The sequence below is a fragment of the Mesorhizobium sp. C395A genome (assembly GCF_030323205.1).
Lineage (GTDB): Bacteria > Pseudomonadota > Alphaproteobacteria > Rhizobiales > Rhizobiaceae > Mesorhizobium.
Genome location: NZ_CP100473.1, coordinates 915,201 through 936,935 on the forward strand (window position 1 = coordinate 915,201; position 21,735 = coordinate 936,935).

27 protein-coding genes and 2 pseudogenes are annotated in these 21,735 nt (G+C 63.3%); 13 read left to right on the forward strand and 16 right to left on the reverse strand.

The genetic code is table 11. The features are described 5' to 3' along the window. Nucleotides 1-987, forward strand: coding sequence for a branched-chain amino acid ABC transporter permease (locus NLY37_RS04435; protein ID WP_023743307.1), 987 nt, complete (start codon nt 1-3; stop codon nt 985-987). On the opposite strand, the gene NLY37_RS04440 is transcribed toward NLY37_RS04435, so the two are convergent. From NLY37_RS04440 to NLY37_RS04455, 4 genes are read right to left on the reverse strand one after another with little or no spacing between them, the layout of a single operon-like run. Then, the gene (locus NLY37_RS04440) at nt 981-1,934 is read right to left on the reverse strand and encodes a Csu type fimbrial protein (protein WP_031246640.1); all 954 of its coding nucleotides are present in this window, start codon (nt 1,932-1,934) and stop codon (nt 981-983) included. The genes NLY37_RS04435 and NLY37_RS04440 overlap by 7 nt on opposite strands. Nucleotides 1,935-1,948: 14 nt before the next feature. Then, nucleotides 1,949-4,369, reverse strand: a complete 2,421-nt coding sequence (locus NLY37_RS04445) for a fimbria/pilus outer membrane usher protein (RefSeq protein ID WP_031246641.1) — start codon at nt 4,367-4,369, stop codon at nt 1,949-1,951. After that, nucleotides 4,341-5,063 carry a fimbrial biogenesis chaperone gene (locus NLY37_RS04450; RefSeq protein ID WP_031246642.1) on the reverse strand — a complete coding sequence of 241 codons (723 nt, stop codon included), beginning with the start codon at nt 5,061-5,063 and terminating at the stop codon, nt 4,341-4,343. Before NLY37_RS04450 ends, NLY37_RS04445 begins: the two co-directional genes overlap by 29 nt. Nucleotides 5,064-5,089: 26 nt before the next feature. After that, a complete protein-coding gene (locus NLY37_RS04455) occupies nt 5,090-5,581 on the reverse strand; it encodes a Csu type fimbrial protein (protein WP_023685937.1) in 492 nt (163 codons plus the stop codon). 819 nt (nt 5,582-6,400) lie between these two features. Between NLY37_RS04455 and NLY37_RS04460 the strand changes: the two genes are divergently transcribed. From NLY37_RS04460 to NLY37_RS04470, 3 genes are all read left to right on the forward strand, one after another. Next, nucleotides 6,401-6,790: a DUF427 domain-containing protein gene (locus NLY37_RS04460; RefSeq protein WP_023743311.1), complete on the forward strand. Its 390-nt coding sequence runs from the start codon at nt 6,401-6,403 to the stop codon at nt 6,788-6,790. Nucleotides 6,791-6,946: 156 nt separating this feature from the next. Then, nucleotides 6,947-7,504, forward strand: coding sequence for an RNA polymerase sigma factor (locus tag NLY37_RS04465; protein ID WP_023743312.1), 558 nt, complete (start codon nt 6,947-6,949; stop codon nt 7,502-7,504). Between the two features lie 145 nt (nt 7,505-7,649). Further along, nucleotides 7,650-9,764: an EAL domain-containing protein gene (locus NLY37_RS04470; RefSeq protein ID WP_023743313.1), complete on the forward strand. Its 2,115-nt coding sequence runs from the start codon at nt 7,650-7,652 to the stop codon at nt 9,762-9,764. A gap of 38 nt (nt 9,765-9,802) precedes the next feature. Here NLY37_RS04470 and NLY37_RS04475 read toward each other — a convergent pair whose 3' ends face one another. Together NLY37_RS04475 and NLY37_RS04480 are read right to left on the reverse strand one after the other, a co-directional pair. Then, nucleotides 9,803-10,303: a hypothetical protein gene (locus NLY37_RS04475; protein ID WP_023693749.1), complete on the reverse strand. Its 501-nt coding sequence runs from the start codon at nt 10,301-10,303 to the stop codon at nt 9,803-9,805. Between the two features lie 106 nt (nt 10,304-10,409). Continuing rightward, complete coding sequence (locus NLY37_RS04480) at nt 10,410-10,727, reverse strand: DUF6894 family protein (protein WP_023743314.1); 318 nt, start codon at nt 10,725-10,727, stop codon at nt 10,410-10,412. A 194-nt stretch (nt 10,728-10,921) separates the two neighbouring features. Here NLY37_RS04480 and NLY37_RS04485 point away from each other — a divergent pair, with 194 nt between their 5' ends. Further along, nucleotides 10,922-11,641 carry a Crp/Fnr family transcriptional regulator gene (locus tag NLY37_RS04485; RefSeq protein ID WP_023671436.1) on the forward strand — a complete coding sequence of 240 codons (720 nt, stop codon included), beginning with the start codon at nt 10,922-10,924 and terminating at the stop codon, nt 11,639-11,641. 49 nt (nt 11,642-11,690) lie between these two features. On the opposite strand, the gene NLY37_RS04490 is transcribed toward NLY37_RS04485, so the two are convergent. Together NLY37_RS04490 and NLY37_RS04495 are read right to left on the reverse strand one after the other, a co-directional pair. Continuing rightward, nucleotides 11,691-11,984 carry a DUF982 domain-containing protein gene (locus NLY37_RS04490; protein ID WP_023685943.1) on the reverse strand — a complete coding sequence of 98 codons (294 nt, stop codon included), beginning with the start codon at nt 11,982-11,984 and terminating at the stop codon, nt 11,691-11,693. A 113-nt stretch (nt 11,985-12,097) separates the two neighbouring features. Further along, the gene (locus NLY37_RS04495; RefSeq protein WP_023671438.1) at nt 12,098-12,274 is read right to left on the reverse strand and encodes a hypothetical protein; all 177 of its coding nucleotides are present in this window, start codon (nt 12,272-12,274) and stop codon (nt 12,098-12,100) included. Between the two features lie 241 nt (nt 12,275-12,515). Here NLY37_RS04495 and NLY37_RS04500 point away from each other — a divergent pair, with 241 nt between their 5' ends. After that, on the forward strand, nt 12,516-12,680 hold the full coding sequence (locus NLY37_RS04500; protein WP_023671439.1) for a hypothetical protein: 165 nt from the start codon (nt 12,516-12,518) through the stop codon (nt 12,678-12,680). Here the strand turns inward: NLY37_RS04500 and NLY37_RS04505 are convergent. Then, on the reverse strand, nt 12,677-13,042 hold the full coding sequence (locus NLY37_RS04505; protein ID WP_023727100.1) for a VOC family protein: 366 nt from the start codon (nt 13,040-13,042) through the stop codon (nt 12,677-12,679). The two genes, NLY37_RS04500 and NLY37_RS04505, sit on opposite strands and share 4 nt — an antisense overlap. Before the next feature lie 83 nt (nt 13,043-13,125). After that, the gene (locus tag NLY37_RS04510; RefSeq protein ID WP_023727101.1) at nt 13,126-13,683 is read right to left on the reverse strand and encodes an RBBP9/YdeN family alpha/beta hydrolase; all 558 of its coding nucleotides are present in this window, start codon (nt 13,681-13,683) and stop codon (nt 13,126-13,128) included. A 114-nt stretch (nt 13,684-13,797) separates the two neighbouring features. Between NLY37_RS04510 and NLY37_RS04515 the strand changes: the two genes are divergently transcribed. Next, nucleotides 13,798-14,271, forward strand: coding sequence for an Lrp/AsnC family transcriptional regulator (locus tag NLY37_RS04515; protein WP_031246646.1), 474 nt, complete (start codon nt 13,798-13,800; stop codon nt 14,269-14,271). 145 nt (nt 14,272-14,416) lie between these two features. Then, nucleotides 14,417-14,830 carry a DoxX family protein gene (locus NLY37_RS04520; RefSeq protein WP_023727103.1) on the forward strand — a complete coding sequence of 138 codons (414 nt, stop codon included), beginning with the start codon at nt 14,417-14,419 and terminating at the stop codon, nt 14,828-14,830. A 22-nt stretch (nt 14,831-14,852) separates the two neighbouring features. Here the strand turns inward: NLY37_RS04520 and NLY37_RS04525 are convergent, their stop codons facing one another. From NLY37_RS04525 to NLY37_RS04545, 5 genes are all read right to left on the reverse strand, one after another. Then, complete coding sequence (locus tag NLY37_RS04525; RefSeq protein WP_023671444.1) at nt 14,853-15,158, reverse strand: hypothetical protein; 306 nt, start codon at nt 15,156-15,158, stop codon at nt 14,853-14,855. A gap of 94 nt (nt 15,159-15,252) precedes the next feature. Then, nucleotides 15,253-15,522 (reverse strand): hypothetical protein, encoded by a 270-nt coding sequence (locus tag NLY37_RS04530; protein WP_023697755.1) that lies wholly within the window; start codon nt 15,520-15,522, stop codon nt 15,253-15,255. A gap of 114 nt (nt 15,523-15,636) precedes the next feature. Then, entirely contained in the window at nt 15,637-15,831 is a 195-nt protein-coding gene (locus NLY37_RS04535; RefSeq protein WP_023689866.1) for a hypothetical protein, read from the reverse strand. Between the two features lie 42 nt (nt 15,832-15,873). Beyond that, the gene (locus tag NLY37_RS04540) at nt 15,874-16,317 is read right to left on the reverse strand and encodes a Ros/MucR family transcriptional regulator (RefSeq protein ID WP_023671447.1); all 444 of its coding nucleotides are present in this window, start codon (nt 16,315-16,317) and stop codon (nt 15,874-15,876) included. A 247-nt stretch (nt 16,318-16,564) separates the two neighbouring features. Then, entirely contained in the window at nt 16,565-17,380 is an 816-nt protein-coding gene (locus NLY37_RS04545) for a class I SAM-dependent methyltransferase (protein ID WP_023743318.1), read from the reverse strand. A gap of 432 nt (nt 17,381-17,812) precedes the next feature. Between NLY37_RS04545 and NLY37_RS04550 the strand changes: the two genes are divergently transcribed. From NLY37_RS04550 to NLY37_RS04570, 5 genes and pseudogenes are all read left to right on the forward strand, one after another. Continuing rightward, nucleotides 17,813-18,244, forward strand: coding sequence for a hypothetical protein (locus tag NLY37_RS04550; RefSeq protein WP_023743319.1), 432 nt, complete (start codon nt 17,813-17,815; stop codon nt 18,242-18,244). Then, nucleotides 18,237-18,626 carry a hypothetical protein gene (locus NLY37_RS04555; RefSeq protein WP_023743320.1) on the forward strand — a complete coding sequence of 130 codons (390 nt, stop codon included), beginning with the start codon at nt 18,237-18,239 and terminating at the stop codon, nt 18,624-18,626. The genes NLY37_RS04550 and NLY37_RS04555 overlap by 8 nt, the downstream gene beginning before the upstream one ends. Beyond that, nucleotides 18,553-19,344: pseudogene (locus tag NLY37_RS04560) on the forward strand (terminase large subunit domain-containing protein); the annotation flags it as partial. The gene NLY37_RS04555 and the pseudogene NLY37_RS04560, both read left to right, overlap by 74 nt. Nucleotides 19,345-19,533: 189 nt before the next feature. Then, nucleotides 19,534-20,283: pseudogene (locus NLY37_RS04565) on the forward strand (phage terminase large subunit family protein); the annotation flags it as partial. A 223-nt stretch (nt 20,284-20,506) separates the two neighbouring features. Next, nucleotides 20,507-20,977 carry a hypothetical protein gene (locus tag NLY37_RS04570; protein ID WP_286441620.1) on the forward strand — a complete coding sequence of 157 codons (471 nt, stop codon included), beginning with the start codon at nt 20,507-20,509 and terminating at the stop codon, nt 20,975-20,977. 373 nt (nt 20,978-21,350) lie between these two features. On the opposite strand, the gene NLY37_RS04575 is transcribed toward NLY37_RS04570, so the two are convergent. Beyond that, the gene (locus tag NLY37_RS04575) at nt 21,351-21,722 is read right to left on the reverse strand and encodes a nuclear transport factor 2 family protein (protein WP_023743324.1); all 372 of its coding nucleotides are present in this window, start codon (nt 21,720-21,722) and stop codon (nt 21,351-21,353) included. Between the last annotated feature and the right edge of the window lie 13 nt (nt 21,723-21,735).

Here is a 21,735-nt window from a genome sequence, read left to right on the forward strand (position 1 = left end):
ATGAGCGAGGCAGCCCTTCACGACCAGCGCACCGCCGCCTCCGTGCGGCTTGAGCGGGTATTGCTGGCATTGGCCATACTGGCGCTGATAGCCGCGCCCTTCTTCGTCTATCCGATCTTCCTGATGAAGATGCTGTGCTTCGCGCTGTTTGCCTGCGCCTTCAACCTGCTGCTCGGCTACACCGGGCTGTTGTCCTTCGGCCACGCCACCTTCTACGGCGCCGCCGCCTATTTCTGCGCCTACGCCGTCAAGGCATGGGGCTGGCCGCCCGAGGCCGGCATCCTGCTCGGCACCGCCGGAGCGGCCGTGCTCGGCCTGGTCATGGGCTTCCTCGCCATCCGCCGGCAAGGCATCTATTTCTCGATGATCACGCTGGCGCTGGCGCAGATGTTTTATTTCTTCTGCGTCCAGGCGCCGTTCACCGAAGGCGAGGACGGCATACAGGGCGTGCCGCGCGGGCATCTGTTCGGCATCGTCGATCTCAACGTCACGCTCAACATGTATTTCGTCGTGCTTGCCGTATTCCTCATCGGCGTCTTCGCCGTCTGGCGCATCGTCAACTCGCCCTTCGGCATGATCCTGCGTTCGATCCGCGAGAACGAGAACCGTGCCATCTCGCTGGGCTATTCGGTCGGCCGCTACAAGCTCGCCGCCTTCGTCATGTCGGCAGCCCTTGCCGGGCTTGCCGGCGCCACCAAGGCGATCGTCTTCCAGTTCGCGACGCTGACCGACGTCACCTGGCAGATGTCGGGCGAGGTGATCCTGATGACGCTGCTCGGCGGCATCGGCACCATGGTCGGTCCTGTCGTCGGCGCCGGCCTCGTCGTCGGGCTGGAAAACACGCTCGCCACCTCCGGCTTCCCGGTGACCATCGCCACCGGCCTGATCTTCATGATCTGCGTGCTGGTCTTTCGCCGCGGCATCGTCGGCGAGATTTACGCGCGCTGGCTGGCGCCGGCCAACGGCGAGGCGGGCCGCGATCAATAGGTGATGGTCACCACCACCGTGTCGGTGTAGACGCCGGCCGAGGGCGTCGTCTGCGGCGGCACGCGGCCATAGACGGTGAGCGCCTGGGCCGTACCGGTTCCGGTGCCGGCCACCGTGCTTCCCGGCGTTCCGGCGTCACCCCAGGGCTGCGAGCGCGCCAGATCCTTGTAGAGGCCGTAGGTGACCCTCTCGGCGCCCTTCGACATTTTGCGGGTGGTCGGCGTGCCCCCTGTCGTGCCGCCATTGAGGGAAACCGTGTACGCGGTAGACGGGGTGCAGGTGACCGTAACCTGGCCGGTGGCGTCGACATTGGCGTCGAGCACCCCCTTGGGGCCGAAATCGATGTTCTGGGTGGCGACCAGGCAGTTTGCCGCGACCGTGGCGTTGATGGTGAAGGTCGGACTGGTGCCCAAGTTGCCCGCGCCGGTGTCGCAGCTGCTGCTCAACAGGGTTGTCCGGGAGCGGAACTCGAGTTGCCCGCCCGAAAATGTCGACACATAGGTGCCCGGCGGGACGGTCGCCTGGCCGCCGGGAACCCGCCCATAGAGCGTCAGGGTGTCGGTTGAGTTGCCGAAGAGATTGGGGCTCAGCAGCAGCGGTGGCGGGCGCGAGGCATAGGCCCAGTTATGGGTGCCCCAGACAACGGTCATTGCGGGGTCCGAATAGAGTTGATAGTTGAGGCTGTTGACGCCGCTCGCCATCTGCCGGGCCGCCGCCGAGGTTGCACCGCCGGTGCCGGCGGCAATATGCGGACACACCAGGACCGGCAGCAGCAATGGCAAACTGCCGCTGCAAGTCGCGGTGAAGGTGGCTGTCGATGTCGCCGCGGTGCCCGACAGCGTGTCGATGAGGCCGAAATTCAAACTGGTGACGGTGTAACTGCAGCTTTGCGCGCGGGCGAGCGACGGCAGCAGCATAAGGACAATGATGAACGTTGCGCGCAGCACCTGGCGTCGGATGTTCATTGGCACACCACGTCCCCGATCACCACCTGCCGGCCACGCACCGCCTCGAAGGGAAACTCTGCCCGGCATGAACCGCCGTCCGCGCGCTCGACCTGCACGGAATTCTGCTTGCCGAGGCCCTTGATATAGGCCTGCCCGTCATAGCCGACGACAAAGTCTTCAGTGCCGCCATCGACGCGTCCCGACAGTCCGGCTTCGAGCGGCGTTCCGCTCGAGTCGACCAGCGTCACCAGCGCGGCCTGTGCCGCCTCGGACACGCCGAACTTCAGCACGACGCCGTTGCGGTCGGCTGGGACGACGGTCTCCTTGGTAGCCGGGACATCCGCGTCTACCGGCAGGTTTTTCGGGTCGATGGAGACCGTGTTCAGCTCATAGGAGTTGAGCCCGGTGACCAGGATGCGGCCTTTGCTGTCGGTCCTGCCTACGGGCCGGTTCTGATGCAACACCTCGACATCAGGCGTGCCGACATCGACGACGGCAAAGGCATCGTCGATGCGGTTGGTGGCGAACACCCCGCCGCCTGCGACCGCAATGGCGCCGTCCATCTGGCCGGTCACGCGAAAGTCCTTGTCGAATTGCTGAGCGCCGGCCTCGAAACGCGCAAACGGCGCGCGGTAGCTGACCGCTGCCGAACGATTGGGGACCTCGCCCTCCGAGGTGCGCAGCCGCCAGCCGATGCTGCCGTCCTCGGCCCGCTCCGATTTGGCGAGGTCGGCGACGACATTGAGGCCGTCAGGCCCATGCTCGACACCCGTCGAAGCCATGACGTCGTCATTGAACGGGATCGAAATCCCCGCAAAGATTCCATAACTGTCGCCGTCGTCGAGATCGGCGAAGGCCGTGGCATAGAGCGTGCTGCGCTTGAAGATCGCCTGACTATAGGAGAGGCCGACGATCTGGCTGGTCTCGCCTTCGGCATCCTTGAGGTGGGTATAGGAGAAGTTGAGGCTGGAGAAATCGATCGGCATCGGCACGCTGAGCGTCACCTGGTCGACCGCCCGCGGCACACCGGCGCTGAAACGGGTGAAATCATCGGGATCGAGTATGACCGGCTGTGCCGTCACCGAAGCGATGTCATCATAGCCGCCGAACGCCCGCTGCATGCGGGCATTGACCGCCCAGCCATCATAACCGAACTCGACCCTGGCATCGACCAGCGAGCCGGTGCGCCCGTCATGATGGCTGCCGGCGACTGCCAGCGAAGCCGCGCCATATGCCCCGAGCGGGAAGGCAGCGCCTATGCCGCCATTGATCAGATCCGCGCCGCCCTCGGCATGGGCTTCCAATGTCAGCCGGTCGGTCACGCCGTAACGCGCCGTGGCGACCCCCATGACGCGGCCGTCATAATCGTCGGAGGAGATGCCGAAATTGCGCCGCGCCATCCCTGCCTCCACGGAAAAGTCGAGCAGTCCCTGGCGCAGCAGCATGCTGGAGGCATAGAACGGCAAGGTGGCCGTGGTCTCGCGGCCGAGGCTGTCGCGCAACACCACCTGCGCCTGTCCGGCGCCGGTGAACACCGGCAAATTGGTGACCTGGAACGGTCCGGGCTGGATGTCGCCGGAATAGGTGCGCACGTTCTGCGTATAGACCTCGAGCGTCGACGGCACCGCCGCCGTGCCGCCGAAGGAGGGCAGGGGCAGCGTCACCAGGTCCGATCGCAGGTGGAAGTTGCGTTGCGCCTGGATGCCGCCGAGATAGACCGGACGCGTCCACGACAATCCACCGGAGATGAAGTCGCCGGCGCGGTAGGTCATCAGCCGGTCGGGGTCGGAATAGCTCCATGTCGTGTTGAGCCGCGTGAAGCCGCCCAGCCTGCCGTCGGAATAGCCGGCGATGAAGGATTGGCTGAGCGTTCCATAGGGGCTGAACACGCGCGCATCGAAGCCGCCGGAAACGCCTTGGAACAGCTCGACGTCCTTGTCGAACAATGTGTTGGAGCTGGCAAACAGCGAATAGTTGAGAACCGCGCCCAAGCCCGATTGCGGCGCCGGCCGGTCCTGCAAGCGCAAGCCGAGATCGACCATGCGCGCCTCGCGGCTGTCATTGGCGGCGGTGACGTAGAGGCGCTGGGCTACCTCATCGATCCGAAACGAAACGTCGGCCAACTGGTCGAGCCTGACCAGGCCGCCGGCGTCGGCTATGTCCTCCGGCGGTTTCAGGCCGACCTCCTTCAGCTCTTGGGGCGTCGCCGCCAGCCCACCATCCGGCATCTCGATAAAATTGCCGACCAGCTTGGTCGAAACGTCGTTGATGAACACCTCGAGATAGAGGCTGCGGCCCGCTGGCAAAACGGAAGCCGGCTGTTCGAGGTTCGTCACGGCCGGAAATTCCTGCGAACGCACCGCCAAGCAAGGCGTGAAAGTCGCAACCGCGACGATGACAGCGACGCTACTTGCCCTTGACGGCAACGTTGGCATCGAAGGGTCCAAGATCGCTCTGTGCCTTCAAAAGCACGGAGCCCGCGGACAGTGATTTGCCGCTGCCGATCGGCCACTGCATGGTCGCGCCGCCCAGCACATAGCCGACGAGCCCGTTTCGGTTGCCGAGCTTTTTGCCGTTCTGGGTCAGGGATAGGTTGGACAAGCGGAGACGACTTTCACCGGTATTGCTGGCTGTCAGCACAAGACTGCCGCCCTTGTGCGAAACACTCCAGGCGACTGCCGGCGCGGCGGCATCGGCGTCGCGGAAAAACACCGGGACCGAATAGCGCAGCGCGAGCGCGACCGTACCGGCCTTCTTGCGCGACGGGTCGGGTAACTCGTCGACGATGACGCGGTAGCTTTCCTCGGCCCGCACCGGCGCCTTGCTGACGCGCACGACGCGAACCACGTATTGGGCATTGGGTCCGAGTTTGGTCGATGGCGGGCTGGCGACGACGTCCGTAGTCGGCGTCAGCGTCTCGATCCCGCCAGCCTGGCTCCAGGCGAAGACGCGTATCTGCACATTGATCGGCCGCTTGGGGTCATCGTTGCTGAGGTTGAGAACCGCCGAGGCGTCGGGCGAGATCAGCTCGAGACCTGTCGGCGCCACCCTGAGCGAAGCGGCTTGTGAGAGACCGGCGCACAGCAACAGAACAGCCGTGGCTCCGATGCATGAAAGCATGGATCGCATGATCGTCCTCGTGTTGGTATCGATTGTCAGTACGTTATGGTGATCGCAACCGTGTCGGTGTAGAGGCCCGCCGCCGGTGTCGTCTGCGGTGGAACACGCCCGTAGACCGTCAGCGGCTGAATGGCGCCGTTGCCGGTTCCGCCGACCGTGTCGGTGGGGATCGTGGTGCCCCAAAGCTGCGTCCGGGTGCTTTCCCTGTAGATGGTGTAGTCGATCGTCGCCGACGCCGGCCCGGTCATCTTGCGAACAGCAACCGTTGCGCCCGCGCCCGCTCCGGCGCTCAGACCAACATTGTAGGACTTGCCGGTCGTGCATTGCACGTTGATGGTGCTGGTCTGGTCGACATTCGCATCAATGACACCGTGCGAGCCGAAATCGAGATCGCTCGCCGTCTGCACCTTGCATTCGTCGGTAATCGTGATGCGGACATTCATGCTGCCCGTCGCGGTCGCGGCGATCGCGGGCAGGATGGGAAGCAGCGACGCTCCCGCCAGCAGCGCATATTTCAGCAATCTCATGCGTGTTTCCTCCGTCGGGCAGACCGTTCCTCGCAACACAGTCTTGACCCGGATTTCACTCCTACAGCTCCTCCGTTGCATGCTTCGCAAGACATCAACGATACAGTAATGTCAGAAGCGAACTGTGCAATGATTATTACAACTTAGATTCGGACTACGACAGCGAATAACTTCGGTATGTATCGGATAATTTTGGTTAATATTTGGTTAACAGAGATGAAATGGACATTTTTCCGAAGTGAAAGTTCGTCTGTCGAAAATTTATTTTGCTTCTCGTGCCGAAAAGAAGAAAATATCTGGCAAATCATCTTTATTTTGTAGAGTCTCACCTTTCGTCCTTTATTATCGATATTTCGCGGCGTGCACCGGCGCCAAGCAGCCATCGCCATAGCCGCGCCGGTAGCTGTTCGCGCCTGTCCAAGCCTTGCGGTCGTGCTGACAGGGCCGCATTCGCCAAACCGTGTTCCGCCCGGCCCAAGCATGGCCGTCCCGGCTGAGATAAATCCACCGCCGTCGGATCGCGGCGAAACACATGCGAATCGTTCTTGCCACGCTGACCCGGATTTCCTTCGGCGGCGCATCGGCCGGACGGGAGATGCGCCTGTTGTCCCTTGGAGCCATGATCCACGGCCGGCAGCCGCGCGGACCGGCTGCCAGACGTCAGAAAAGGAAGAACGATGAAGAAGACCTATGAAAAGCCACAGCTCGAAAAGCGCCAGAAGCTGTCGCGTGTGACCGCTGTCGCCGGCCCATCAGTGACCAGTGAGAGCTGACGCCGTCGACCCGGCATCGAACCACCAGTGGACAAGGAGAGCAGTCATGAATCAGCATGCGAACCCGTCACCCGGCTTCAGGCGCAATCCCGGCAAGGTGATCACCGTCGAGCCCTTCAACGGGCGTGTCGTCGTGTTTGCAAGCGGCAACATCATCGCTTCCTCGGCAAAAGCCAAAATGGTGACCGAGCCGCCCCATCCCTTCTCCTTCTACATCCCGTTCGAGGACATCGACTTCCGGAAGCTCAGGAAGACGGAGCGGTCGACGCTGTGCCCCTACAAGGGCGACTCCAGCTACTGGAACGTGCTGCCGGCGGGTGAAACCGGCAACGACGCGATGTGGGCCTATGAGCAGCCCTTCGACGAGATGGCCGAGATTCGCGCCCACGGCGCCTTCTATCCCGACCGGGTCACCATCGACGCCACGCCGCGCTGAGCTGAGCGCGTCATGCCTGTCGCCCAAAAGTGCCCAGCGTTTTTGGAGCCGACGACAGGCATGAACAGAGGAATTTTTCAGATCAGCCAAAGCTGTCCTCACCCGGGGGCGCAGCGGTTTTGCGGCAACGGCATGCCGAAACAAAGACAAAATGTCATGGACGAAAAGCAGAGAGCCATTCTCAACGAAATCCCGCGCCTGCGCCGCTATGCGCGCTCGCTGCTGCGCGACCGCGATTCCGCCGACGATCTCGTCCAGGACTGCCTAGAGCGGGCGCTGCTGCGGCTGGACAACTGGCAGACGGGAGAGAGCCCGCGAAAATGGCTGTTCACGATCATGCATCATCTGTTCATCGACCAGATGCGCAAGGTGAACCGGCGTGGCGAGGCCTCGATGCTGCCGCTGGAGGCCGGCGAGGTGCAGGCCTCTCCCGCCGACCAGCTGGAGAACGTCGCTGCGCGCGAGATCATCGACGCGCTGCAGGCGATCAGCCCCGACCGCCGTGCCGCGCTGACCATGGTCGCCATCGAGGGCTTCTCCTATGCCGAGGCCGCCGAGATGCTCGGCGTTCCGGCCGGCACGCTGATGTCGCGCATCGCGCGCGGCCGTGAGGAACTGCGCGGCCTGCTCGAGGACAATGCGCGCCGCCGCGCGATAAGGATCGTCGAGCCAGGCCCGGCCAGGGCGGCTCCAATCAGGGCGCCAATGGCATGACGAGCCCCAATCGCATGATGACGCCTTACGGCATGGTCCGGCACGATTGCAGGCCTTGTCCGCACTGTGGGCGCGGCGCACCCGGTAACGCTTTCTTCTCTGCTTGCGTGCATAGTGGCGGCGACGGAGTGAGCGAAACCAGGGCATGGCTGAAGAGAAAATACGCAACGGCGAATTCTGGGCGCTTGCGCTCGAACGCGCTCATCTCGGCGTATGGGACTGGGATATTTTGAGCGGCGACTGTTTCTATTCGCCAACCTGGTCGCACATGCTGGGTTATGAGGATGGCGAGCTTGCCAACAGCGACGACCTCTGGCTGAAGCTGACGCATCCCGACGACCGCCAGCGGGCGCTGGCCAGCGGCGAGCGGCACATTTCCGGCCTGACCGCCTCGATCGAGACCGAGCTACGCCTCAAGCACAAGGACGGCCACTGGATCTGGGTGCTGGACCGCGGCGGCATTGTCGAGCGTGACGAGACGGGCAGGCCGGTCAGGCTGATGGGCGTGCAGACCGACATCAGCCGGCAGAAAGAGGCGGAAGCCGAACTGGAGCGGGTCAATGTGCGCTTTCGCCTGGCGCTGGCGGCCAGCGGCACCGGCATCTGGCATCACGATATCGACGCCAACAAGAGCTATTGGGACGCCCGCACCAGGGAGATATTCGGCCTGGTCGCCGACACCGACGAGGTGGCCGCCGACCTCTGGCATTCCTATCTGCACCCCGACGACAAGGATGCCGCAGAGCGCGCTCATCTGGCGCCGCTTTCGACCGACGGCGTCGTCGCCGCGCAATACCGCATCGTCAGGCGCGACGGCGAAATCCGCCATGTCGAATCGCTGGTGCGCTTCATCGCGGCGCCTGAGACAGCGGGCCAGATTCTCGGCACCGTGCGCGATATCACCGAGGACAAGAAACGCGAGCGGGAACTCGCCTACGCCGCTCACCACGATGCGCTGACGGGCCTCTTGAACCGTGCCGCCTTCGACCGGCTGCTGGCCGTGCACATCGCCACCGAGCGGGCTTTGCCGCTGGCGGTGTTTTACGTCGATCTCGACTACTTCAAGGCGCTCAACGACTTCGCCGGCCACGCCGCCGGCGACCTGGCGCTGAAGGGTGTGGCCGCCGGTATTCTGGGCTGCCTGCCGGCATCGGCGCGTGCCGCGCGCCTCGGTGGCGACGAGTTCGCGCTGCTGGTGCCCAATTGCCAACCGGCCAAGGCCGAGGCGCTGGCCGGCGCCATCCTTGCGGCGGTCCGTGACGCCGACCTCGGACTGCCGGTGACCTCGCGAAAACTCGCGGCCAGCATCGGCATCGCCTTCGTCGAGGACACCACCACCACGGTTGCCGATGCGTTGGCCTGCGCCGACGACGCCTGCTATGCGGCCAAGGCGGCCGGGCGCAATCGCTTCGCTGTGTTTTCGGCCGATGCGGCGTCGGGCTCCGGCGGCCTCAACGCTGCGCGTGTCGCCGCCGACACTGTCGACGCCATGGATGACGGGCGGCTGAAACTGTTCGGCCAGGAAATCCATCTGCTCGGCCAGCCCTGGCAGGAGAGCCGCCATGTCGAGGTGCTGGCGCGGCTTGCCGGGCGCAATGGCAAGCTGATCCCGCCCAACGAATTCATTCCGGTCGCCGAGCGCTTCGGCATTGCCTCGCGGCTGGACCGCTGGATCATCAGGACAGCGCTTTCGCAGCATGGCGCGGCGATGCGGTCAGGCGCCATCATGCTCGGCTTCAATCTGTCGGCGCAGACGCTGAGCGATCCGCTGCTGTGGGATTTCGTCGACGCCGTCATCGCCGAGACCGGGGCGCCGCATTCCGGCATCGGTTTCGAGATCACCGAGACCGCGGCCGTCACCAATTTCGACGCCGCCGAGCAGTTCGTGCGCAAGGCGCGCGAGCGGCAATGCCGCGTCAGCCTCGACGATTTCGGCGCCGGCATGAGCTCGTTCGAATATTTGCGGCGCTTTCCGGTCGATCAGATCAAGATCGACGGCTCGTTCATCGAGAATATCGCGGAAAGCCGTTTCGACCGCGAGATCGTCTCGGCCATAGCGGGCATCGCCAAAAGTCTCGGCTGCGCGGTGGTGGCCGAAAAGATCGAACAGCAGGAAGCGCTCGACATTCTGCGCGGCATGGGCGTGGCCTATGGCCAGGGTTTTCTGCTTCACCGGCCGGAGCCGCTCGAGGCGATCGTCGCGCGGGCCGGCGAACAGTCACCGGCCAGCGGACAGTCGCCGGAAAAGCGCTTCGGCTGACGGCTTCTCATCGCCTCGGGCTCGCGCGACTTGTCCGGCTAACCGGCGTCGGCCTTTTCCTGCTTTCGCTGCGCCGCCTCCTTCTTGCGGCGCAACACCTCATCTGTACCGACAAGGTCCTTCGAGGCGCCGGAAATGGCGGTCGAGACGACGGCGGGCGGATCGCTGGCCGGAAAACTGTCTTCGAGGCCTGATTGCAACTGCTCCTCGAGCGTCTGCGGGTTCTCGGAGCGGCCTTCGGCGCGGCGCTCGCCAACGGCTTCGACATCGCTCTTGGTGTCGGGGTGAGCGCGGGCTTCCGATATCGTCGACACCACCAGCTCGATGGCGAACTCTTTCATCGCCTCGGCTTGCGGCCCATCGACATCAGAGTCTTCGATCAGGCGGATGAGCGACTTTTCCAGGGCGCCCAGTTCCTTGACGCCCTGACACCGCGCCAGACGCTTGGTGAGCGAACCGATCAGCGCCGGGGCAAAGGTCGAATAGGCAAGCCTGCGTGTGTCGTCGACCTGCTCGGGATGAAGCTTTTGCAAGGACATAGATGCCTCCAGTCAATCAGCCGTGCAGCTTCTGCCGCTGGCCCCTCCTTAGGAAACAGAGGGGAGGGCAAGAGGTTCCATACAGTCCTCGACAGGGTCGACGAGTTCAACTCCACAGCGACGCCATGGTCAGCGACGCTTCGAATATCTGCTCCCTGTTCTCGTTCAGCATCTTGACGGTGATCCGCCGGTGGTCGCCCTCCGGTATCTCGTCGCGCGCCACATCGTGCAATATGCGCAGCGCTTCGGCTCCCGCACGCTCCCGGCTGGGAAAAAGCTGCCCCTCTTCGTCAATCTGGGTCTCGGCGTTGTACAAGTCGAAGTAGAACCGTTCCATATGTGCAAGTCCCTGCTGGAGAATGCTAAAGCGCGTCGCGGTTGAAAGGGCGCAGGCGACGCGCTTCAGGTCTGTGTTTTTATGCATGTCGTTGTCTCAAAATCGGGGCCAATTTGAGCGACATGGATTAAATTCCAACCCGCGCCCATGGTTCCATGCGACTGTGTCCTGAGCAGATTTCCTGCCAGGAGCCGTCGCCGTGCCGGCCGATTGCAACCGCACCCGATCTCCGGCGTTTGGCTAGGCCACGAATGTCCACGAAATCTCGAACTGGATCCTCGATGCTAGAACCGCTTTATCTCAACCTTGGCCAGCATGACGCTTTGTCCGAGCAGGAAAAGGGGCTGCTGGCCGCCGCCATGACCATCGAGATGGATTTTGCCACCGGTCAGGACATCGTTTCCGAGGGATCGAGGCCAGGCTACAGCACGCTCATCATCGAGGGTCTGGCGGCGCGCTACAAGGTGCTGGAGGATGGCGGCCGCCAGTTCACCTCGTTGCAGGTGCCCGGCGATTTTGTCGATCTGCACGCCTTTCTGCTCAAGACCATGGACCATGGTATCATCGCATTGTCGCCATGCCGGGTGATTGCCGCCGACCACAGTCGGCTAAGGACGATCACCGAACAGGCGCCTCATCTCAGCCGCTTGCTGTGGCTGGACACGCTCGTCGATGGCGCCATTCACCGGGAATGGATCGTGGCCATGGGCCGGCGGTCCAAGACTTCGCACCTGGCGCATCTTGTGTGCGAGCTGTTCGTGCGGCTCCAGGTCGTCAAGCAGACCAACGGCATGAGTTTCCGGCTTCCCCTGTCGCAGGCGGAACTGGCCGATGTGCTTGGGCTTTCGGTCGTCCACATGAACCGGGTCATCGGCGCGCTGCGCAAGATCGGTGTGATCGGCTGGGCGAATTACATGGTGACCATTCTGGACTGGCAGCAGCTAGTGGAAATCGCCGAGTTCGACCCGACTTATCTCAGCATGAATCGCGAGCCGAGATAGGCCATCCGGCGTTCGCCATGACATCGCCGGCAATCCGTCAGCCGGTATTTCAACGATGCCCATCCAGCGACGCCAATTCGTCGAGCATGGCAAGGGCGGCACTTGGCTTGGCCGGCTTCAGCAAGCCCTGTTGGGCGGCGGCATTCTGGAAAGCGGCAAAGGCGATGTCCGGGCGGCAAATGCCGTTCAACGCGTCGTCCACCAGCCTGTCGGCCGCCTTGTAGGCCGCCGTCTGCTTGTTCTTCCATGTTCCGCCTAGCGCCCTCCTGGCGTCGGCGATCGACGACACCGTCATCGCGCTGCCGTCCACGAATCTGATCGTCAGGGGCAGAAAACGGCTCATGCGCTCACCATCCAAACCATTCGCGTCTCGCCCGGATCGATCTCATCACTTGCCTCCTTGAAAACGGGATCGCCATAAACGAGGCAATCACAAACTGGTTGCAGCCCGGCGAGCTACATGTTGCTTGCCGGCCAGATCGGCCGATGCGGACGATAAGGCGGCCGCGGCGCCGGCTTCAACGGGATGTCGGCGAGCGAGTTGCGGATCGGCCTGAACAGTATCGGCGAAGACGCGGCGCGGCGGTGCAATACCGCGGCTGACAATTTGGCAATCAGATTTCGAACGTCCATGGGACACCTCGAGCGCGTTGAGAGTCCCCCCATCGCGATCACCTACCACCTCACGCCCAGCATCCGCATTTAACTTTGATATAGGCCGGACGAATACGCGCCGCGCGCAATGTCTGCCGCCGAGATTCTGCCGATCCTCGGCGGCGGCTATTGAGGGCGGCGCCAGGCTGGCGGTCACGCATCCCAGCAGCGACGTCGCAGACGCTGCTGCAACCGGATGAATTTTCGTGCATTCTTGTGCATGGCCACAATGCTTCGAACCGACACGCCGGCAAAATGCTGCTCCTATTGCGGTTCGCGAGAGCATGACTACGAGGATTGTCCGAAGCGCAAAGCAGAGGCGGAGCGGCAGTGGGAAGGCCAGGCAAAGCCCGGCGCCGAATCCGAGGCGACGGCCGAAGCCTAGCTGGGCTCGAACAGCTCGATCACGTTGCCGGACGGGTCTTCACAAAGAATCTGTCGCCCGCCCGGACCTTCGACGATCTGGTTGCGGAACCGCACGCCGGCCTCGCCCATCTCAGTCACGATTGACGGCAATTGCTCGACTTCGAGCACAAAGCGGTTCCATCCGCCCGGCTCGGGTGTCCGGCCGTCCGGCATCGGCCTGGCTGCCGACGCCAGGGGGCCGGCGAGCCAGAGCGAAAGGTCGCCGCGCGTCAGGATGGCCATCGCCGGACCGAATTGCTGCTTCAGCGCGAAGCCCAGATGGCTCGTATAAAACGCGATGGACAGATCGACATCGCGGACCAGATATCGGACGGACACCATTCGCAGGCTCCCTCACAAACGCCCCTTCCGAGAGATAGCTGGCGGGACAAGTCGGGGCAAGCCCGCGCGCACGCTTCGGGTGTCTATGGTGCGATTGCGTGGTCGGCCTGTCTCTCTCTCACGAAGGCCCTCAGCAGCTCCGTTCCCGCCGGCCAGTCGCCCAGCCCGCTATTGCTGTTGATGTGACCAAGCGGCCCGGCGATGTGCAGTTCGCTGCCCCATTGTGTGGCTTTCTCACCGGCATAGCCGTTCGGATCATAGGGATCGTCGGTGCTGGCCACGATCAGCGAGGGGAAGCGAAGCGGCCCGCGCGGCGTATCGGCGAAGGGAATTCCGTAAGCGGGATAGACCGGCGAGGCCGGGTCGGGAACCGCAACCAGAAACGCCCCGCCGATCCGACGGCTCGACACCGCCTGCCAATGCGCGACCAGCAGGCAGCTGAGGCTGTGGGCTATGAGCACCGGCTGGGTCTTTGCCTGTGACACCGCGACGTCCAGCGCCGCCACCCAGTCGTCGAAATCCGGCAGCTCCCAGCTTGCCGGGCTGAAACGGCGCATCGCCGGGTTGGCCTGCTGCCAGCGTGTCTGCCAGTGGGCCTCGCCCGATCCGCCGCTGCCCGGCAGAATGATGAAGTCTGTCATGGAAAATCCTGTTTCTTCGCCGCAGATGATGCCTTAATTCTAGGTCTTCTCCTTGTTCGCGGAATGAGAGATCATCGGAAAGCGACGAAGAATTCCGATGGATTGAAGGTGTTCATGGCAAACGGCGATTACCGGCCACGGCTCGACCCCACCGACATGGCAATCATCGAGATCATGCAGGAGGATGGCCGCATCGGCATTTCCGAACTCGGCCGCCGCGTCGGCCTGTCCCAGCCCGCGACGTCGGAGCGGGTGAAGCGGCTGGAGGAGCGCGGCATCATCGCCGGCTACCGGGCCGCGATCGATACCACCGCCCTCGGTCTCGGCACCATGGCCATGATCCGCCTGCGCACCACGCATGAGCACATCCAGACCTGCCTGAAGAAATTCGCGGCCATGCCGGAAGTGGTTGAGGTGCTGCGGGTGACCGGCGAGGATTGTTTTCTGCTCAAGGTCGTCGTCCCGTCGCCGCCCGACCTCGAAAGCATCGTCGACGCCATCGGCCGCTACGGCGCGGTGACGACCAATGTGGTGCTGCGCGCCGAGCCGCCGAAGCGGTTGGGGCGGGAGCTGATGGCGAAGCTCTGAGCGGGGGGCAATCAGGCTTGCCCGCAAGCGGCGGCCTTTTCAGAAGTTCTGCTTCGCCGGGAAAGAATTTTGCGGGACGATGTCGGATCGGCGGCGTCGCGCCCGTCCTTGGGATGAAACCCGTTGCAAACCTTTGGAGCACATCATGGAAGCCGTTCAATCGCCGTGGCAGACCGCGGCCATTCTCATCGCCCGCCTGACCCTGGCCGCCATGTTCGCGATGGGGGCAGCCTTCAAGTTCATGGATATGAACATGACCGCCGGCTACATCGCCGCCGCCGGCTTCCCGTTCCCGCTGTTTCTGGCCTGGTGCGCCGCGATCCTCGAAACGCTGCTGGTGATCGCCTTGCTGACCGGAGCATTCTTCACGCCGGCCGCCCTGGTCGCCGCCGTCTACGTGGTCTTCCTCGGCTTTGCCTTCCACGGTCCGTCGCACTGGGCCGGCAACCAGGCCGAGTTCGGCGCCTTCATGTCCCATTTCCCGTTCGCGGCCGGCCTGCTGTTCGCCGCCGTGCATGGACCGGGCAGCGTGCTGGCCTCGAAACTCGGCCGAGGGTGAGGCCCCGCGTCGGCAGACCGCCTCACATCTGGTCGTTGTAGGGTTCCTTCATCTGGCCGACCATGCGGGCCAGTTTCGAGAAGGACGGCATGTCCGCCTCCGGCTGGCATTGATTGGCCAGTTCCAGCAGTCGGATCGGAAAGTTGACGGCGTCGCGGTTGGACTCCGACATGCCGTCGGACCGCTCCTCGCCGGTTTCGATGGCCTCGGCCTTGCGCAGCGCGATGTCGATATCCTCGACCGTGAGCAGGCCCTTGCGCACCAGCACCTGATTGATCGAAGCGACGGCCATCAGCAGGCCTTCGAGTTGCAGATTGGCGACGTTCATGGCTGTTGCTCCCATTTGGCTCACGCTCAACGCATGAGCCGCTGTTACGATCCGGACGGGGATGCAAGCGATAGGCGTCGGCCGATGGCCTGCGCTACTCTTCCATCCAGCGGCGGCCATATTCGGCCCACAGCGCCTTGACCTCCCGGCTGCCGAGGCGAGGGGCCGAGCCGTCGCCATAGGCGATCGAAACGCCGCTGATGTCGTAATGGGGATGGGCGTCGATGACGAAGCGGATCGCCTCGCCGAGCGGCCTTCTGCCGATGACCGGATCGGCCTGGCCTTGGCCGACGCTGCGAACGCCCGAAACAGTGGCTGGCGCTTGCCGCATCCTGAACACGGATGCCATGGCTGGTTTGTCCATCCCGCTCTCCCCCGAGTTGGAGTGGAATGATTCCATAAGAGCCAGCTAATGACCAGTCGCTAGACGGCCTGTCGAAGGCTGCGTCTTGTATCCTGCAGCCGGTTGAAGGACTGTTCAGGCCAGCGGATCCGCCGCCGGCGGCCTGGCGGGAAGGCCGAGCCTTGTCCGCTCGCCGTCGGCAAACTCCTCGGCCGCTTCCTGGGCCATGAACAGATGCTGGGTCACCGTGCCATTCTCGGCAACCAGCACCGCCCATTGGCGGCGGTCGACACGTTCCACGCGAACGTCATTGGGCTCTCCGGCCACCATGATCGTCCTCCAGCAGGCGTACGGCACGGAGGGGGCGTGCCTTTACGCCTTGGTCTTGCTCTTGGCCGGCGCCTTGGCGGCCGGGGCCTCGGGTGTCCTGATGCCGAGCCCGAACTCCTTTGCCAGCTCCGAGCGCTTGGCGGCGTAGCTGGGCGCCGTCATCGGATAGTCACCGGGCAGGTCCCATTTGGCGCGATAGGCTTCCGGCGTCATGCCATGGGCGGAGCCGAGATGACGCCGCAGCGACCTGAACTTCTTGCCATCCTCGAGGCAGTAAATGAAATTCGGCGTTACCGAGCGCTTGCGGTTGACCGCGGGCTCAGGCGCAGGTTGCGGCGGAGCAACGGGATTGTCCACGGCCGCGAGCGCTGCATTGACGCTCTCGATCAACGCCGGCAGGCTATCCGGAGGCACTGAATTGTTGCGCACGAATGCCGCGACGATGTCGGCGGTCAGATTTATATTTCGGATTTTGTCCTCAGACATGGCTTCTTTTGCCCCCTTGATGCCAAAGGGCAAATTATCAGACAACATCCGCCGACGGCATGGCACTTTAGAACATATGCATATGACTTGACGCCGGATGTGGTAGCGCTAGCATCGCCGAGTCTCCGATCGATGTCGATGTAGGAATTCTTTCCTGACATATCTTGACCGGTGAGGGCAGCTATGCTATGATTTGTTCATGCTGCTGATTTGCGCCAGCAACCCGCCGCCGAGGCGGGTTTTTGTTTCATGCCGGCTTGGAAACAATAACGGCCAGTGACGCGAGTTTTCCCTCGCTCAGGCTGCTTATGTAGTTTTTTCGCCGATGCACGAACTCGGCGCCGAGCACGATCTCATTGGCCTGCTGCTGGGCCGGCGAGGGCACGATGCCGGAATTTGCCCGTTTCAACGCCAGCTCGACATGATCGCCGGTTTCGTCGATGACATCGTCGACCCGGAATCCGGCTGAAGCAAACAGGGCCTTCAGGGTTTCGCGGTCGACGAGATGGCTGGCCACAGGCGACACCGCCCAAGGCAAGGGATAGTGAGGCTCGCCGTCCGCCAGCACCGCCTCGGTCCAGACAAGCCTGGCCTTCGGCTTCAGTACGCGCCACGCTTGCCCGATGACCGCCGCCTTGTCGGCGATATTCATGCCGACATAGAAGCAGATCGCCGCGTCGAATGTGTCGTCCGCAAAAGGCAGCCTTGTCGCATCGGCCTCATGAAAACGGACTTTGTCACTGAGGCCGCAGAACTCGGTCAATCGGCGGGATGCCTCGACGAACGCCGGCGTCAGGTCGACGCCGTCGACGCTGCACCCATAGGTCTCGGCAAGGAACCGGGCCGGGCCGCCAATGCCGCTGCCGATGTCCAGAACCCGATCAGAAGCGGAGGGCGCAAGACGCGCGGCATGGTCCTGCGTGGCGATCAGCTCGCGGCCATGAAGCTGGTCGAACGGATAGAGTTGTTCGGCCGCGAGGCTGCCGGCCCTAGCGTCCGGCACAGCCGACAGGATGCGCTCGACGATGCCGCCGCTGCCATAGTGACTGGTCACATTGCTCATTGCGCTCTCCGACGAGACGCAGCATCCCATCGATGCTGCCCTTGCGCAATGCGCGGCCGCGCCAAGACGCGGCTTTGACCGAAGTAGGAATTATTTCCTTTTTTGCATTGACGGGTGAGGGCAGCTTTGCTATGATTTGTCCATGGTGCTGATTTGCGCCAGCGACCCGCCCACAAGGCGGGTTTTGTTTTCCTGATGCCCACAACGTGCGGATATCGGATGTCGGCGGGACAGCACCCCCCTCTGGCCTGCCGGCCATCTCCCCCTCAAGGGGGGAGATCGGACTGCCGCTTTGCTTTCGCCAATCGTCAGCGCTGCAAATTGGTCGCGACCCTGGAGCTGCCAATCTCCCCCCTAGAGGGGGAGATGTCCGGCAGGACAGAGGGGGGAACGCTATCCTCGGTTCATTCTGCCTTATCCGCGAGGCCTCCCTTGTCCAACCGCTATGCCACCATCATCACCGACGATGACGGCCGCGAGGTCGTCAGCGCCATTGGCGTGTTCGAGGGCGCTGCCCCGCAGGCGCGCATCGGCCGTATCGAGCCGGTCATGCCGGGCGTGCTGATCGGCATGGTTCGCGGCGGTCCCGTCGATGCCATCGGCGGCTTCGGTTTTCCGCGCGGCACGCACGACGGCCGGGCGATCGCCCTTGCCAGGGCAACCCTGAAAGCCGCGCCCGCCGGAAAACGCAACGCGCCGGCCGCTGATGCGGCCCGCAAGGCCGCCCCAAAACGGTCAGGGCCAAAATCGGCACGGCGCAAGTCCGGCAAGATCAAGTCCGGCAAGATCAAGCGGGCAAGGCCGGCAAAGCCGGCGAAGCAGGCAGCGACCGCCGAGCCCGCCGGGATCTCGGATCATGGCTGACCGGACGGCGCCGCGTGCGCGCCCTGACCGCAAGGCGCCTGCCGCCGCCGCTGCCAAGCCGAAGCGGACGAAGAAGACGCTTGGCGATGATTTCCTCGACGCGGTTCGCGCCGATTTCCGCGCCCATGGCGCCGGCGTGATTGCCGCGGTCCGGGCCGACAAGCCCGACCAGTATCTGAAGATCGTGCAATCGGTGCTGCCCAAGGATCTGGCCAAGGGTTTGCATGTTTCATCTGACAATCTGGAAGCCCTGAGCGATGACGAGATCCGCCGCCGCATCCGTGGCCTCGAAGCCGTCCTCAGGCCGTTTGGCGACCAGCCTGAAGACGCGCCGCCACTATCTGGCGCTGCTGCAGGAGCTGGACCGCAGGCGCAGGACTAACCAGCTTGCCGCCTACCGGCCTTATCCCAGGCAGGCGCAGTTTCACGCCGCCGGCGCGCAGAACCGGGAACGTCTGTTCATGGCCGGCAACCAGCTGGGCAAGACCAGGGCCGGCGGCGCCGAATGGGCCATGCATCTCACCGGCCGCTATCCCGCGTGGTGGCAGGGCAAGACCTTCGACGCCGCCGTCAGGCTATGGGCTGCCGGCGTGACCGGCGAGGGCACGCGAGACAACCCGCAGCGCGTGCTGGTCGGCCCGCCGCAGCAGCAGGCGGCATGGGGCACCGGCATGATCCCCGCCGATGCCATCCGCCAGACCACGATGGGCCGCGGCGCGCCGGGCGCGCTCGACAGCATCGTGGTGCGCTGGGGCGGCGGCGGCGACGTGCAGGCCGATGAATCGGTGCTGTCGTTCAAGAGCTATGAGAAGGGCCGCGAAAAGTGGCAGGGCGAAACCCTGCACGGCGTCTGGTTCGACGAGGAGCCGCCGCTCGATATCTATTCCGAAGGCCTGACCCGCACCAACGCGACGGGCGGTATCACCATGGTGACGTTTACGCCGCTGCTGGGCATGAGCGACGTGGTGTTGCGGTTCTTGACGGCGCAGGAGGAGGGCAGGCGGATAGGCTAGGCGTTCATTCTACGCACGCTTGCGACGCCTCTCATTGCCTGCCGGGCATTTCTCCCCGAAAACGTGGAGAAAGAAGCTGACCGCAGCCTTGGCGCTCTTCCTGCAACGTCGGCGATTGGCGAAATCGGAAGCCACAGCCATCTTCTCCCCGTTCACGGGGAGAAGATGGCGGCAGCCAGATGAGGGGCGGCGTTGACGCTGGTTTGCGAGGCGAAAAGCTTTTCCAAACAAAGTCATATGACCACACCCTGAATCAATCTGGCAGACCCCATGACCCGTCACATCACTTTCATGACCATCGACGACGCCGAACATTATTCGCCGGACGAGCGTGCCGCGATCGTTGCCGCCTATCCCGAGCATGAGCGCGAGGCGCGTGCGCGCGGCGTTCCGGTGCTGGGCTCCGGCCGCATCTTTCCGATTGCCGAGGAGCTGATCGCTTGCGAGCCGTTCCGGCTGCCGCGCTACTGGCCGCGGATCGGCGCGCTGGATTTCGGCTGGGACCATCCCTCGGCCGCCGTCGAACTCGCCTGGGATACGGAGGCTGATATCGTTTATGTCACCAAAGCGGCCAGGGCCTCGCAGCAGACACCAGCCATGCAGGTGCTGGCGCTAAAACCGTGGGGAGAGTGGCTGCCCTGGGCCTGGCCGCGCGACGGCCGCCGCGAGACGCTGGAAGGGGCAGGCACCGCGCTCGCCAGGCAATACGCCGCACACGGGCTGAACATGCTCACCGGTCACGCCCGCTTTGCCGACGGCTCGGTCTCGGTCGAGGCCGGGCTGATGGACATGCTCGACCGCATGCAATCCGGCCGCTTCAAGGTGTTCTCGACGCTGCTGTCCTGGTTCGAGGAATTTCGGCTTTACCATCGAAAGGACGGCCAGGTGGTCAAACTGCGCGACGATCTGATGGCCGCGACCCGCTATGGCGTGATGATGCTGCGGGAAGCGGTGATCGATCCGGCGGAGTTCAGGGCGGCGCGGCGGCCGGTGGGGCAGAGCGATCCGCTGGGGGCGTTTCGGTGAGCGCTATGGACATTTCCGACTGTGCGACAAACGAAGAGGCAGTCTGCGCCCGCACCGGGCTATACCTGACAGCTTATGAATTCCATCGCTTTGTCCCCTCGCGCTTGTACCCACGCGGTGCCGTTGGACCCTGAGAAAAGAGGCAGAGATGAAATTCGATAAGTGTAGCCATTGACAGACAGTAGCCGACGGCGCGAATATTTGGCTTGAGGGGACCATAAAAATGAAAAATAGCAATGTCTACTGCGCAATTGGATGTTTTTTTGCTCTTTCAGCCTGTGCTGACCAACGTATCAACCATTCACAAGCAGACCTGGGTCAGAATCTTTACAACGCGCAGTACCAGCAGATAAATTATCAAATAAGTAAGTCGATAGACGATCCATATTCGGTGCCGAGTTTTACGTTCGTGTCATCGAGTGTTTTGGGTGCGACTGAAAGTGTCACCGCAGCCGGTACTTACACTTCAGCAGCAGCAGGGTTGACGCGGCAGTTTACGGGCACCGTCGGAGGAATGGGTAATTCCTTCCTTTACACCTCCAGCCCGATTAGTGATCCGGACGCCCTTAGGATGGTGCGAGACATCTATGCCTACACCGTTGGAGAAACACCTTGGCGGACGGAGTTCTCGAAACTCAAAATCCCTCCCCCCGCGAGCGCTGGCTGGTCGTCTCGAACGAGAATGGCAGCGTAGATAGGGCGAACCTCGTTTTGATTGGCAAGTTCGGAAGCCACGTCTTATGGACTAATTCCCGGCGAGCCTACAGTGATTTTGTCTTGTCCGTATTGAGTGCTCTTGCCCCGAGCGAGGAACCTGCCGCGGCGGGGAAAGCAAAGGGGAAGAGCCCAAAATCGGCTGCCCCGAGGTCGTTCGTTCCGAAGACGCAACCATTGTTTGTCTTGCCGACGCAGTGAGACTCCCTGCTAGCCCCAGAGAGCAGATCGTTTTGATCGAGCACAAGCGATGGTTCTCGCCGCATTGTCCTCCGCCGGTTGCGCGATCTCAGCTGCATCGCTGCCAACGAACTGTGTCGCGAACAAAACGCCAAGGAGCCAACACCCAGCCCTTATTCCACGATCTTCCAGTACGAATCCTTGCGGATCACCTTGCCGTCGCGGAACGTGTAAAAGTCGCAACCTCGGACCTCCTTTTTCACGCCCTCGCGGGTTGTGCCGGTGAGGATCCATTTCGACATGCCGGTATCGGCAGCCGCATCGACGAAATGCTCGCCGTCGCCGTAGTGGACATCGGGCAGGCCTTCGAAGCGTGTCGCCAGCGCGTCGCGCACGTTCCGCTTGCCCTCGAAGCGCCAGCCCCAGTGGTTGCTTCCCCTCGGCATCTCCAGGACGCAGTCCTCGGCAAAGAACGCCATGATGCGATCGAGGTCGTGCGCGTTGAAGGCGTCGCATAGCTCCGTCAGTGTCGATCGAATGTCCACTCGCCCGTCTCCT